Below are 14,888 nucleotides of genomic sequence, written 5' to 3' on the forward strand. Positions count from 1 at the left end.
TCATTGTGATGGCAATTAATAAAACAGCAAAGAATCTAAAGATAAAAATCAAGAATAAGTATATCTCTATATCTAAAAAACTAGATGAAACTAGCGGAAAAGTTGAAATAGTGGCAACCAAAGAAAACTTAACGCTCGCTTCAAATAATACGATTAATGTAAGAGGAAATAAATCATAACAATTATGAGTAATATAATTTTTGGAGAACCACGTTTTGTTCCTCCCAAAGAAGACGACAAAGACTTAAACGATGTTTATATGGGAGTATTCTTTGACGGAACCTCAAACAATAGAGAAAACATTGAAGGCAGAAGAAAAAATCCTAATCTAAAAAAATCCTCTATCTCAGACAATGATGGTTCGAACACCAGTTATGGGAATGATAACACCAATGTCGACAGACTAGAAAAAGCATATTTAAGAGATAATGAATCCCATTATTACTCTGTCTATGTAGAAGGTATAGGAACCAAAAATCCAGACAAAAATCATGATGGCACACTGGATTATTATGGCGATTTCACAAGAGGGCAAGGATATGGCACAGGAGAAACAGGTCTTTTTGAAAAAGTAGAGAAAGGCTGTTTTGATGTTGTAAACAGATTAATTTACGAAAAAGAGAAAAATGTTAGTACTTTATATTTTGATGTATTTGGTTTTAGCCGTGGAGCAGCTGCGGCTCGTATTTTTGTAAACGAACTATATAAACAAAAAGTTGTAGGCGATAAAAAAAGCTATGATTGGGGCTATTTAGGTAAAGCTTTTAAACAACTGGATTTTAAAACCAAACCAATTCGCTTAAAAATTAGGTTTTTAGGTATTTATGACACAGTATCTTCTTATGGAAGCAATGTTTTTGATGATATAGACAAAGACAATGTTCCTCTAAAAATTCCGAATGTTGGTTTTACGGTGCATTTAACCGCTGAAGATGAACACCGAGAAAATTTTCCACTGACTAGCATTGCTTCTGCCGGAGCGAATAGCATAGAATTAAGCTTACCAGGAGTGCATTCTGATATTGGAGGTGGATATAAAAGTGGTCCTGAAACTGTGATACTCACGGAAACGGCTTCTAAAATTGCCGAAGAAAAAAAATATGTACTGGAACAAGGATGGTTCTTTCCGCATGAACTAAAAGAGTTGCCTAGTCTGATTCCATACTATTTACGAGGAAAAAGATTAAATGTAAGCAACCAATATAGTTTTGTGATTTTACATCTCATGGCTGAATTTGGCAAACGCAAATATAAAATTCCTTGGAAGTATGAATTGGAATTAAATTTACATTATAAAATTCCAAAAGAATTAAATAAGATAAAAGAACGTATTGATAGTTACGCTTTTGAAGGCAAACCGAAATTAAAATATTATACAAAAAACGAGATTGAAGCGAAACGAAAAAAAGCGTGGAAAAACAATGAAGAAATAGATGCTTTTAACGCCTTGATACGCGAACATTTGATGCTTGTTGATTTGCGAAACAAATATTTGCATTGTTCCGCCAATATGGATGGTGTGGGTATGGAACCTGTGCAGGACAATCAAAGTAATATCATCTGGAAACGAAAAATAATACAAGGATAACTATGACAAGAAAAATAAACATAATCTTAATATTTACTTTTTTCAACCTTACATTGATATCTTGCCAAAACAATAATATGCGACAAAAAAAATATTCATGGGTTGCAGCAGTTTGTACTCCAAGAAACTATCCTGCAGAAATATTCTCCGGACATTTAATTTTAGGTAATACACCCAATAGTGGATATGTCTACATGCCTTTTGATAATGTCATAAATAGTTATCATCTTGGTGATAATGACGGCTCTTCCTCAGGAGAAGCTACAGGAATATCTCCAAAAACATTAGATATTACCTGGTTATCATATACTGAGAAGAAAAGTTACTCTGGAATTTTCAAACTCGATTCAGAAAAGATAGAAGCTTTAATGATAAACGGCAGCGAAAGGCCATATTGGGATCCAGAAACAAAAAAAATAGGAATTTCCAAAGATTCTCATTTTGTTGTTAATGCAGGTCTGTTTCCAGGAGGGATGGTGGTACTCTATGTTTTCAGTCCTTCCAATATGACTATTGTTGGTCGTTATCAGGCACATGAAGATAAAAATGTAGATTGGGGGATAGCTCATGAATTAATGAAAAACCAAGCAGGAATTGATGAAGTTATTAAGGTTAATATTAATGTCCTACCCCAAGAAATAAAAGATCAAATAGCTCAGGGCACTATTCCCTTTGGCTATTGGGAAACGCTTTTTAAAGAATATAATATCACACCTAAAGTAAAAGCAGAAGACAAAGTTGAAACTATCGAAATTAATTACATCAACGGAGAGTTTGAATCTATTTTTTTGAGTTTGAATGGCAATAAGATACCAATTAAAAAACGTGCAATTCCAAGAAAAATTAATATTGTCTGGCACGATGTAAACGATAGACGTATGGAAAGTGATATATTTTTTGATGAGAAAAAATCGATGGCTCTATTTGAAAAAATAAAAACAGGAGAATCTATCAATTTTATAATAGAAATTGACCGCAATACAAAACCAAGAGAAACGAAAGGGATTACTATAAAATTAAAATCAGCTTCTTCTGAAATCGATATGAATGAGGCAATTGTTTCGCAAGAATCTTTTACAAAAAAGAATCCTTACTAGAAATGATTTTTATGAATCCAAGGAACTAGATACATTTATAAAGAAGTTAGGAAAGAAAATTTGAAGTCCTGATTGAAAAAATACCATTGACAAAAAAAGGATTATTATAAAACTTTTTAGCCTACGAAAAATGCAATATGCTTTTTTTGTAGGCTAAAAAATCGAAGGTAATATTTCAAAACTTAAATAAGAGATCAAATGATAAAGAAAATATTATTTCTAATAATACTCCAAATTAATATTTGTTCGGCACAGAAAAAGGATTGCTTTTGCAATGAGAATAATTTAATGAATGAAATCACTACACACTGCGATACACTCAAGCTAAAGAATAACTATAATCTTTATTGGCAATTTAATTGCGATAGAATATGGTTGACTTTAGAAAAAACTCATAAATCTAAAATTATAATAAACGAAATAGATGCAAAACTATATCCCTACGCATATCGATTAGGCTATCAACTAATTAAAGATTACTCCAATAAATTGTTATTTCGGAGTGGTTGTCCAGCAAATGGACCATGTATACTCGTCTTAATTAATAAAAAAAATGGAAAAAAAATAAAAGAATACTTTGAGTAAGTTTTAAAAATTTCGTATCGAACTTTTACCATACATTTTATAAAATTAAAAATGAAGAAAATGAAGAAAATGAAGAAAATGAAGAATAAATTAGCCCTAATTTTTGTGTTTTTTAATTTTCTGATTATAAATTCACAAAGCAATAATGCTTATGTTATAAATGTATACAGAGAATTAATCAATAAACCGTTAAAATTTATTGAATTTCCAGATTCACTAAATGTTATACAAAAGAAATATAAAAAAGGAAATCACAAAACAGATTTTACAATCCTAGAAATATCAAGATCAATTAATTTAAAGTTTAAAAAATTTACTTATACAAATCCAGATTCTACGTATCTGAGAGATAGCCTTTTTCTTTTTGAAAAAAAGTACTGTTTGGATAATCTTTATTATGAAAAGAGAATATTAAGTAATGAAGAACCTTTAAGATTAAATTATGCATCAGGATATCAATTTATTATAAATTCAAAAAAATATTTTTCTTTATTCTTTTGGGATTCAACTATACCTACAACTAATTTAAGCTATTTCATTCTTTTATTCGATATCACCAATGAAAAGAATGTCAAAATCTACTTTTTTGATGAACAAATGTCTTTTGATCCTAATTGTTTTGGAGACTTTAATAATGATGGAATAATAGATTTTGTAAATTGGACAAGGGGAAACAATTTAAAAATAATGAGTTTATTTGGAAATAAATTTAAATTCATTAAAAATAAGTTCGTTGTCATAAAAGAAAAATCTGATAATACGTTTTCGATAGATTGGAAAAAAAAGTAACTGGTTTAAATATGAAAAAAAATAGTCTAATCGTTCTGCTGATTATAAATTTTATTTCGTACTCACAGGTTAACAAAATAAAAATCAAATATTCTATACAAAATGAAAAACATTTTCTATACAGAGAAAAAATTATAGAAGATGATACTTTAGTAGGATATGGACTACCTGATAAAATCTATTTAAAAAATAAATTCAACTTAAATTATTATTTTTTTGGTGATAAATTATTTTTGAATGACAAAATAATATATTGTTTTAGTAACGTTCAATATTACGAAAAACTTCTCCTTATTAGTTTTAATACTAAAGAATATCTATATATCTACCCACATTATTATGGACATGTAGGACCATATATTTGGCATGATTTAGGAGTTTTAATAGAAATTAAACCTTTTCCAATAATTAAAGAGAATATGAATTATTTTGAAGATTCTGAATTATTTAGTTTATTAAAATCAAAAAAATATGAAATTAGAAATTTATCAAGTAAAACTTGTACTGATGGCTCTTAGTACAAACAAACAGAATAAGAATATGGCAATTAAAATAATTAAACTAACATATTATTGTATTGCTCTATTTTTATTTAGTAATTTAAGTAACGCACAAGTAAAAGATACTAAACTTGGATACATGAAAAAATATGCATTTTGTAATTGTGTATACATCAATAACGTAAAAGTAGATGCAAACAATAAGTTTCATACAATTGATAAATCTTCTAACCTATTTATTGATCTCGGAAAAATTTCAGATGATGAAAGTCAAAAAATTAGAGATTATACATATATGAAAACCATTCATTTTACTGATTTTCAGTCAGAATATTTTAATGAACATGGTTTAAGTTATACCATAATGTCATAGTGTTTACAATTTTATGAGTCCAAAGAATTGGAAAAATTTATAAAGAAATTGGAAAAAAAAGTAATCGGGTTTTATATGCAACCAAAATTCTTCTCTACATGATTTTACCAAAATAATTAAATGATGAAAAAAATATTTATAATAGCAATTTTTATTTGCCCATTTTTTATTGTTTTTAGCAAAAAATACAAATACAATGAAGATCCTTTTCAAATTGCATTTATAAAAGAGATTTCTCAAATAAATTATTATTTAGGAGTGGTTGTCCAGCAAATGGACTATGTACGCTCGTCTTAATTAATAAAGAAAATGGGAAAAAAATAAAAGAATACATCGAGTAAGTTTTAAAAAGATATTCCCTTTTGTAAAAAACAACAAAACTGTCAGGTTAATCGAATTTGAAATCCACAAAACTATTTAACTTAAAGACCTAGATTTTTTTTTAGCCTTATTATATACAAAAATGCCTCTTAAAATTAAGAGGCATTTTTTTATTCTTGTATTGCATTAAATTCTTTCTTTCATAATCTGCTCCACAACTTCTGGATTTAGTAAAGTTGAAGTATCTCCAAAGTTAGAGAAATCTCCTTCAGCTATTTTGCGCAAAATTCTACGCATGATTTTTCCTGAGCGTGTTTTTGGCAAACCAGAAACGAATTGGATTTTATCTAATTTAGCGATTGGTCCAATGTGGTCCGCAATATATTGATTGATCTCTTTAGACAAGTTTTCTTTATTTCTAACTTCTCCCGTTTCTTTTAGAATTACATATCCGTAAAGTGCATTTCCTTTAATATCGTGAGGGAATCCAACAATAGCAGATTCTGCAACCGCTGGGTGCTCGTTGATTGCATCTTCAATTGGTGCAGTTCCTAAATTATGTCCAGAAACAATTACAACGTCATCTACTCTACCGGTAATTCTGTAATATCCAACTTCGTCTCTTAAAGCGCCGTCTCCTGTAAAATATTTCCCAGGGAAAGCAGAGAAATACGTTTCTTTATAACGGTTGTGATCACCCCAGATAGTTCTGGCAATTCCAGGCCAAGGGAATTTAATACATAAACTTCCAACTACTTGGTTTCCTTCAATTTCGTTGCGTTTTTCATCCATCAAAACAGGCTGAATTCCAGGCAAAGGTAAAGTTGCATAAGTTGGTTTTGTTGGCGTAACAAAAGCAATTGGCGAAATCATGATTCCCCCAGTTTCTGTTTGCCACCAAGTATCTACAACCGGACATCTCTTATCTCCTACGTGGTCATTGAACCAGTGCCAAGCTTCTTCATTAATTGGCTCTCCAACAGATCCAATAACTTTAAGTGATTTTAAAGGATATTTTTGAATGTAATCTAAACTTTCTTTTGCAAGCGAACGAATTGCAGTTGGCGCTGTATAAAATTGTGTGATTTTATGTTTTTCGATAATATCCCAAAAACGGCTAAAATCTGGGTAAGAAGGAACTCCTTCAAATAATACAGTTGTACCTCCATTCAATAATGGTCCGTATAAAATATAAGAGTGACCTGTGATCCATCCGATATCTGCTGTACACCAGAAAATATCATTGTCTTCGTAATTGAAAACATTTTTAAAAGTATAGGCTGTGTAAACCATGTAACCAGCAGTGGTATGAACCATGCCTTTTGGTTTTCCTGTTGATCCTGAAGTATATAGAATAAACAACGGATCTTCGGCATCCATAATTTCTGCAACACTATTATCTAAAGCAGTGTCTAATAATGGCTGCAACCAAACATCACGGCCATCTTTCATTTTTACATCAGTATTCGTTCTTTTTGCCACTAATACTTTTGAAACAGAAGGACAAGTTTCTAGCGCTTCATCAACAATTCCTTTTAGATCAATTGTTTTGTTTCCTCTATAACCTCCGTCTGATGTGATTACCATTTTACACTCGCAATCGTTGATTCTCGCTGAAACTGCCGATGCAGAAAATCCAGCAAAAACAACAGAGTGAATTGCTCCAATCCTAGCACAAGCTAAAACCGAAACAGCCAATTCTGGAATCATTGGCAAATAAATACAAACTCTATCTCCTTTGCGAACACCTTGTTCGCGAAGAACGTTTGCCATTTTTGATACTCTTTCGTATAGTTCGTTATACGTTATATGTAAAGCCTCTTCATTTGGATCATTCGGTTCAAAAATAATTGCCGTTTTATCTCCTCTTTTGCTTAAATGTCTATCAATACAGTTTTTTGTAATGTTAACTTTCGCTTCTGTAAACCATTTTACTTCTGCGTCAGCCATATTAAAATCAACAACCTTGTCCCATTGTTGGTACCATGTGAAATTTTCTTCAGCTATTTTTCCCCAAAATTTTCTCGGCTCTCTTATTGATTTATTGTAATGCTTAAAATATTGTTCTAAATTTTCAATTTTGTAATAGCTCATCGTTTGTTGAATTTTTTTATAAATGTATTAAATCTGAACGTATCCGTAAAATAATTTAATTCATAAATTTTATTAAAAAAAACCTTTTATTTAATAAAGTATGATAATTATTGCATTTGTTTTAAAATTTATTTTTTAAACCCATTTTAGAAACTGAAAAAAAGGCATAACAGATAGATATTATGCCTTTTTTAATTTAACAAATTTCAATAACAATTAATATTGTAAACCGCACTGCGAGACTTTTCTCTATTTTGAAAATAGCAGCATCTTTATTAATTAAAACAGAAATTTCAACAAGTATATTTTTATTAAAACATACCCCATTTTAGGGATTAGCTTCACTTAACTCTCTCACTGAAGTTAAGTGAATGCAATATGCATCTATATCTTTTATCTTAATAAGTGCTTACTAATTCAAAATATTACAAATCATTGATACAGTGCAAATTCCGCAGAATCCAATTCTGCGGAAATTCCCAATTTTTTATTATCCAATTTTTTTCATTGCTGTCATTGACTCTCTCAACCAAGCTCCTACTTCTTCGATAGGATGCTGACGAATTTCTTTGTTTACAGCAATTAATACAGTATTATCTACTCCGTTTGAAGTTGAAAACGGTTTTCCGATAATATTAGTATCTACTTTTTTCATAAATTCAGTTAACAACGGCTTACAAGCGTGATCGAATAAGTAACATCCATACTCTGCTGTATCAGAAATTACACGGTTCATTTCGAATAATTTCTTTCTTGCAATTGTATTTGCAATTAATGGCAATTCGTGTAATGACTCGTAGTAAGCAGACTCTTCAATGATTCCAGCTTCTGTCATAGTTTCGAAAGCTAATTCAACACCAGCTTTAACCATTGCAATCATCAATACTCCGTTATCAAAATATTCTTGCTCTGAGATTGGAGCTTCTTGTGGAGCTGTTTTTTCGAAGTTAGTTTCTCCTGTTGCAGCTCTCCATTTCAATAAGTTCACATCGTCATTAGCCCAGTCAGCCATCATGGTTCTAGAGAATTCTCCAGAAATGATATCGTCTTGGTGTTTTTGGAATAATGGACGCATGATATCTTTCAATTCTTCAGCCAATTCGTAAGCTTCAATTTTTGAAGGATTATTTAGACGATCCATCATATTTGTAATACCACCGTGTTTTAAAGCCTCAGTGATAGTTTCCCATCCAAATTGGATTAATTTAGAAGCGTAAGCAGCATCGATTCCTTTTTCAACCATTTTATCGAAACATAAAATAGATCCAGTTTGCAATAATCCGCAAAGGATTGTTTGCTCACCCATTAAATCTGATTTTACTTCAGCTACGAAAGATGATCTTAAAACTCCTGCTCTGTGTCCTCCAGTTGCTACAGCGTAAGCTTTTGCTTGATCTAAACCTAATCCGTTTGGATCGTTTTCTGGGTGAACTGCAATAAGAGTCGGAACTCCGAATCCTCTTTTGTACTCTTCACGCACCTCAGAACCTGGACATTTTGGAGCACACATAATTACAGTGATGTCTTTACGAATCTGCATTCCTTCTTCTACAATGTTGAATCCGTGAGAATAAGCCAAAGTAGAATTTTGTTTCATTAATGGCATAATAGCAGTTACCACAGCTGTATGTTGTTTGTCTGGTGTAAGGTTACAAACTAAATCTGCAGTTGGAATCAATTCTTCGTAAGTTCCTACAGTGAAACCATTTTCAGTTGCATTTTTATAAGAAGCTCTTTTTTCTGCAATTGCATCTGCACGCAATGCGTAAGAAATGTCTAAACCAGAATCTCTCATGTTTAAACCTTGATTCAAACCTTGTGCTCCACAACCAACAATTACAACTTTTTTTCCAGCCAAAGCTGCAATCCCGTCTGCAAATTCAGATTGCTCCATAAATTCGCAAACTCCTAATTGTTCTAATTGTAATCTAAGTGGTAATGTATTGAAATAATTTGCCATTTTTGTTTTAATATTTAATGAAATGAAATTTTAATAATTGATTATATATAACTAAGATTTTATTATTTAAAGGTTTCTAATAAGGTAGAAATCTCCATTTTTTCTTTAGAAACTGAGATTCTTCCAGAACGTACAAACTGCATAATTCCATAAGGCTTAAACTTGTTGTACAATTCTTCAATTTCTTGACGTCTTCCTGATTTTGAAATCACAAAGAAATCTCTTGAAACCGTTACAATTGTTGACTGACTTTCTTTAATAATGTTCTGAATTTGTTTTTCGTCAAACAATAAACTTGAAGCAATTTTAAACAAAGCATTTTCTAAGAAAATCGTCTCTTCGTCTGTATGATAAAATGCTTTTATAACTTCAATCTGTTTTTCAATCTGGCCTACAATATTCTGAACCCATTTTTCTGTCGTATTTACTACGATTATAAATCTTGAAACATTCTCTATTTCTGATTCTGAAACATTTAGACTTAATATATTAATGTGACGCTTTAAGAATATTCCCGATATTCTATTTAATAAACCCACGTTATTTTCTGAGTATACCGATATGGTAAATGTTTTATCTTCCATGTAATTTTTGTTTAAAGTTTTTTTAGTTTCAGGTTTCACGTTCCAATCTTTAACTTGAAACTTTTAACCTGAAACATGAAACCTTTTCTTAGCTTAATCTAATTTCAGAAACACAAGCTCCCGTTGGAATCATTGGGAAAACGTTATTCTCTTTTTCAATCATAACTTCTAAGAAATAAGAATCTTTTGAAGCCAGCATTTCTGCTACAGCCGCATCAAGATCTTCTCTTTGCGTTACTTTTTTAGATTTAATATGATATCCTTCTGCAATCGCAACAAAATTTGGATTTGTCATTCTTGTAGAGGCATATCTATTATCAAAGAATAATTCCTGCCATTGGCGTACCATTCCTAAAAACTCGTTGTTTAGAATAACAATTTTAACTGGTACTTGTGTCTGGAAAATAGTTCCTAATTCTTGAATAGTCATCTGGAAACCTCCATCACCAATAATAGCAACTACTTCGCGTTCTGGCTGACCCATTTTCGCTCCAATTGCAGCTGGCAATGCAAATCCCATTGTTCCTAAACCGCCAGAAGTAATATTACTTTTAGAAGAATTAAACTTCGCATATCGGCAAGCAAACATTTGGTGCTGACCAACATCACTTACTATAATTGCATCTCCTTTTGAGTGTTTGTTGATCATTTCAATGGTCTCTCCCATCGAAATTCCTTTATCTTCACTTGGATTTAATTCGTCTTTAATTACAGTGTCAAATTCTATTTTATGCAATTCTTTAAATTCATTATGCCAAGAATCGTGAGACTTTTGATCCAATAATGGTAAAAGTGCTGCAAGAGATTCTTTTACATCGCCTAAAACAGCAATTTCTGTTTTTACGTTTTTATCAATTTCTGCAGGATCAATTTCGAAGTGAATTACTTTTGCCTGTTTTGCATAAGTGCTCAATTTACCTGTAACACGATCGTCAAAACGCATTCCCATAGCAATTAAAACATCACATTCGTTTGTCTTTAAGTTTGGCGCATAATTTCCATGCATTCCAAGCATACCAACATTTAACGGATGATCTGTAGGAAGTGCAGAAAGCCCTAAAATAGTCCATGCTGCAGGAATTCCTGTTTTTTCAACAAACGCTTTAAACTCTGCTTCTGCCTGACCAAGAATAATTCCCTGACCAAAAACGATCAAAGGTTTTTTAGCGCTGTTAATCAAAGCCGCAGCTTCGGCAACTTTATCTTGTTTTAATTTAGGAACTGGAACGTAACTTCTAATTCCAGTACATTTTTCATAACTAAAATCAAACTCATCAAACTGAGCATTTTTAGTAATATCTACCAATACAGGCCCTGGACGTCCAGAACGAGCAATATAGAAAGCTTTTGCCATAATTTCAGGAATCTGAGAAGCCTCTGTAACCTGAAAATTCCATTTGGTAACCGGAGTTGAGATTCCGATAATATCCGTTTCCTGAAAAGCGTCTGATCCTAATAAATGTCTTCCTACCTGCCCAGTAATACAAACCATAGGCGTTGAATCGATTTGAGCATCTGCGATACCAGTTACTAAGTTAGTTGCTCCTGGTCCAGAAGTAGCAATTGCCACCCCTACTTTTCCTGTAGCTCTTGCATAACCTTGAGCTGCATGTGTTGCTCCTTGTTCGTGACGTACTAAAACGTGGTGCAACTGATCTTGAAATTTATATAATTCGTCGTAAACTGGCATTATAGCTCCACCTGGATAACCATAAATTAAATCTACTCCTTCTGCTAATAAACATCTTATAACGGCTTCTGCCCCTGATATTTTCATAGTATATTGTTTTTATCAATTTCAATGGCAATGTCAAAAATCAATATCAAATTCAAATTTTAAATTGACTTTTGATATTTTATTCTTTATTGCAATTGAATTTTGTCATTGACATTGTTATTGAAATTGATTTTTGATATTGTTCTTTTTTAAATTAATTATCGGTTACACATCCTGTTGATGCACTCGAAACCGATCTAGCGTATTTAAGTAAAACCCCTCTGTCAACTTTTAAAGACGGCTTAACCCAAGCTGCTTTTCTTGCTGCAAATTCTTCGTCAGATATCTTCAAGTCGATTGTATTTTTCACAGCATCAATAGCGATTAAATCTCCATCTTTAACTAATGCAATACCACCACCGTCATATGCTTCTGGTGTAACGTGTCCTACCACAAAACCGTGCGAACCGCCCGAGAATCTACCGTCTGTAATTAGTGCACAGCTGCTACCTAATCCAGCTCCGATAATGGCAGATGTAGGTTTTAGCATTTCAGGCATTCCCGGACCACCTTTTGGCCCGCAACCTCTAATGACGACTACATTACCTGGTTTAATTTTTCCGGCTTGCAAGCCCGGAATTACTTCAAATTCGCCTTCAAATACTACAGCAGGACCTTCAAAATATTCTCCTTCTTTTCCGCTGATTTTTGCCACAGCACCTTCAGAAGCAAGATTTCCATATAAAACCTGAATATTTCCTGTTGGTTTTAATGCTTTTTGAATTTCGTGAATTACTTCTTGTCCGTCTTGTAAATCTGGAGTTTCTGCTAAATTTTCTGCAACAGTTTTTCCTGTAACCGTTAAACAGTCTCCGTGAATTAATCCAACTTTCAATAAATATTTCATTACAGCAGGAATACCTCCAACTTCGTGAACATCTTCCATCATATACTTACCACTTGGCTTCATGTCTGCCAATACTGGTGTTCTATCGTTAATTGCTTGGAAATCATCTAAAGTGATCGTAATTCCAACTGAATGCGCCATTGCGATTAAGTGCATAACTGCATTTGTAGAACCTCCTAAAACTGCTACAATTGTAATAGCATTTTCGAAAGCCTTACGCGTCATGATATCTCTTGGCTTAATATCTTTTTCTAATAAAATTCTAATTGCAGCTCCAGCAGCAGCACATTCATCTCTTTTTTCCTGACTCATAGCCGGGTTTGAAGAACTGTATGGCAAGCTCATTCCCAAAGCTTCAATTGCAGAAGACATTGTATTTGCTGTATACATTCCACCACAAGCACCTGGACCAGGGCAAGAATTTTGAATAACACCTTTAAAATCTTCTGGAGTAATTTCGTTTCTCACTTTTTTACCTAAAGCCTCAAAAGCAGAAACAATATTTAAAGATTCTCCTTTCCACTTTCCAGAGTGAATAGATCCTCCGTAAACCATCATTGCTGGGCGGTTTAATCTTCCCATTGCAATTAAGGCTCCTGGCATATTTTTATCGCATCCAGGAATTGCAATTAAACTATCGTACCATTGCGCTCCCACAACTGTCTCGATAGAATCTGCAATTACATCACGAGAAACCAATGAGTAACGCATTCCTTCAGTTCCGTTAGAAATACCGTCACTGACACCAATGGTATTAAAAATAAGTCCGACCAGATCTGCATCCCAAACACCTTTTTTAACATCTTTTGCTAAATCATTCAAGTGCATGTTGCAAGTGTTACCATCGTAACCCATGCTCACAATACCTACTTGTGCTTTTTTCAAATCTTCTTCAGTTAAACCAATTCCGTACAACATCGCTTGCGCCGCAGGCTGTGTTTGATCTTGTGTGATGGTCTTGCTGTACTTATTTAATTCCATTTATAATTTGTTTTATTTTATTTTTATTCAAAAAAAAACCTTCCAAGTATTTGGAAGGTTTGTAATATAGTCTTTCAATTATATTTATAACATTCCCGATGCAGATGTGTGAATCACATTGACAACAACGACAGAAGTAATAATAATTGAGATTTGCATCTTTCTATTTTTTTAGTGTGACAAAAGTATGAAAACTTAAGGAACTAAAAAAATAAAATCTCAACATTTTCGATACTTCTTGTTATTATCTTCACGTTTTAACAAAAAATATTAAACAATTGTAGATTGTCCAATACTAACATTGTCATTATTAAAATACAGCAAATCGTCTTTGCTGAAAATAAAGTTGGAAACAAACTCTCCTACTTCATTTGTTCCGAATTTAGAATCTGGTTTCAAATCAACTGTAACTACTTTAAATTCAATAGCTTTTTTAACAGCAGCAAAAACTACATTTGCTTCTTTAGTTAATCCAAAATGCTCTAACAACATTCCTGCCGCTAAAATAGAAGCAATCGGATTGGCAATGTTTTTCCCTTTTGCTTGCGGATATGATCCGTGAATTGGTTCAAATAATGCATTTTTTTCTCCTAAAGATGCTGACGGCAACAGACCAATAGATCCTGTAATTACGCTAGCTTCATCAGATAAAATATCTCCAAACAAATTCTCAGTCAAAATCACATCAAATTGTTTCGGATTTAAGATTAACTGCATCGCTGCATTATCAACAAATAAGAAATCAAGTGCTACATCTGGATAATTTTCGCTCACTTTCTGAACTACTTTTCTCCACAATCTAGAAGTTTCCAAAACATTTGCTTTGTCTACTAGAGTTAGCTTTTTACGACGATTTTGTGCCGATTTAAAAGCCAAATGTGCAATTCTTGTAATTTCTTCTTCTGTATATTCACATAAATCTGATGCGTGTGTACCTTCTTCATTCAAAGTTTTAGCTCCGAAATAAGCACCGCCTGTTAATTCTCTGAAAATTGTAAAATCTGCTCCTTCAATAATTTCTTTTTTTAATGGAGAAGATTCAATTAAAGCCTTATAAGGTTTAATCGGACGAATATTAGCAAACAAACCAAGCTCTTTGCGAAGTTTTAACAAACCTTGCTCTGGACGAACTTTTGCATTTGGATTGTTATCATATTTTGGATCTCCAATAGCACCAAGCAAAACAGCATCTGTGTTTAAACAAAGATTTAAAGTCTGCTCCGGCAAAGGGCTTCCCGTTTTGTCGATCGCAACAGCTCCCATGAGTGCGTCTTCAAAAACAAATTCATGATTGTAAACTTCAGCAATAGCATATAATGCTTTTTTTGCTTGTAAAATAACCTCAGGTCCAATTCCATCTCCCGGCAAAACTGCAATTTTCAAATTCATAAC

The 14,888-nt window shown here is 32.5% G+C and carries 13 protein-coding genes; 7 read left to right on the plus strand and 6 right to left on the minus strand.

All coding sequences use genetic code 11. From position 1 onward, the window contains the following. Positions 1-8: 8 nt before the first annotated feature. From ACWA1F_RS07280 to ACWA1F_RS07310, 7 genes are all read left to right on the plus strand, one after another. Positions 9-179 (plus strand): hypothetical protein, encoded by a 171-nt coding sequence (locus ACWA1F_RS07280; RefSeq protein WP_456892868.1) that lies wholly within the window; start codon positions 9-11, stop codon positions 177-179. A gap of 5 nt (positions 180-184) precedes the next feature. Further along, positions 185-1,588: a T6SS phospholipase effector Tle1-like catalytic domain-containing protein gene (locus ACWA1F_RS07285; protein ID WP_456892870.1), complete on the plus strand. Its 1,404-nt coding sequence runs from the start codon at positions 185-187 to the stop codon at positions 1,586-1,588. A 77-nt stretch (positions 1,589-1,665) separates the two neighbouring features. Next, entirely contained in the window at positions 1,666-2,685 is a 1,020-nt protein-coding gene (locus ACWA1F_RS07290) for a DUF2931 family protein (protein WP_456892872.1), read from the plus strand. Between the two features lie 645 nt (positions 2,686-3,330). Continuing rightward, positions 3,331-4,059, plus strand: coding sequence for a hypothetical protein (locus ACWA1F_RS07295; RefSeq protein WP_456892874.1), 729 nt, complete (start codon positions 3,331-3,333; stop codon positions 4,057-4,059). Positions 4,060-4,070: 11 nt separating this feature from the next. Continuing rightward, positions 4,071-4,577, plus strand: a complete 507-nt coding sequence (locus ACWA1F_RS07300; RefSeq protein WP_456892876.1) for a hypothetical protein — start codon at positions 4,071-4,073, stop codon at positions 4,575-4,577. Beyond that, positions 4,531-4,932: a hypothetical protein gene (locus tag ACWA1F_RS07305; RefSeq protein WP_456892878.1), complete on the plus strand. Its 402-nt coding sequence runs from the start codon at positions 4,531-4,533 to the stop codon at positions 4,930-4,932. The genes ACWA1F_RS07300 and ACWA1F_RS07305 overlap by 47 nt, the downstream gene beginning before the upstream one ends. Positions 4,933-5,052: 120 nt before the next feature. Further along, positions 5,053-5,229 carry a hypothetical protein gene (locus ACWA1F_RS07310; RefSeq protein ID WP_456892880.1) on the plus strand — a complete coding sequence of 59 codons (177 nt, stop codon included), beginning with the start codon at positions 5,053-5,055 and terminating at the stop codon, positions 5,227-5,229. Positions 5,230-5,439: 210 nt separating this feature from the next. Here the strand turns inward: ACWA1F_RS07310 and acs are convergent, their stop codons facing one another. From acs to leuB, 6 genes are all read right to left on the minus strand, one after another. Then, positions 5,440-7,347, minus strand: a complete 1,908-nt coding sequence (acs, locus tag ACWA1F_RS07315; RefSeq protein WP_306155153.1) for an acetate--CoA ligase — start codon at positions 7,345-7,347, stop codon at positions 5,440-5,442. Between the two features lie 490 nt (positions 7,348-7,837). Continuing rightward, complete coding sequence (gene ilvC / locus ACWA1F_RS07320; protein WP_306155155.1) at positions 7,838-9,307, minus strand: ketol-acid reductoisomerase; 1,470 nt, start codon at positions 9,305-9,307, stop codon at positions 7,838-7,840. A 62-nt stretch (positions 9,308-9,369) separates the two neighbouring features. Further along, positions 9,370-9,891, minus strand: coding sequence for an acetolactate synthase small subunit (gene ilvN / locus ACWA1F_RS07325; protein WP_456892883.1), 522 nt, complete (start codon positions 9,889-9,891; stop codon positions 9,370-9,372). An 88-nt stretch (positions 9,892-9,979) separates the two neighbouring features. Further along, a complete protein-coding gene (gene ilvB / locus ACWA1F_RS07330; RefSeq protein WP_456892885.1) occupies positions 9,980-11,668 on the minus strand; it encodes a biosynthetic-type acetolactate synthase large subunit in 1,689 nt (562 codons plus the stop codon). A 154-nt stretch (positions 11,669-11,822) separates the two neighbouring features. After that, complete coding sequence (ilvD, locus tag ACWA1F_RS07335) at positions 11,823-13,496, minus strand: dihydroxy-acid dehydratase (protein WP_456892887.1); 1,674 nt, start codon at positions 13,494-13,496, stop codon at positions 11,823-11,825. Positions 13,497-13,766: 270 nt separating this feature from the next. Further along, the gene (gene leuB, locus ACWA1F_RS07340) at positions 13,767-14,885 is read right to left on the minus strand and encodes a 3-isopropylmalate dehydrogenase (protein ID WP_456892889.1); all 1,119 of its coding nucleotides are present in this window, start codon (positions 14,883-14,885) and stop codon (positions 13,767-13,769) included. Positions 14,886-14,888: the final 3 nt, after the last annotated feature.

The organism is Flavobacterium erigeronis (assembly GCF_054075165.1).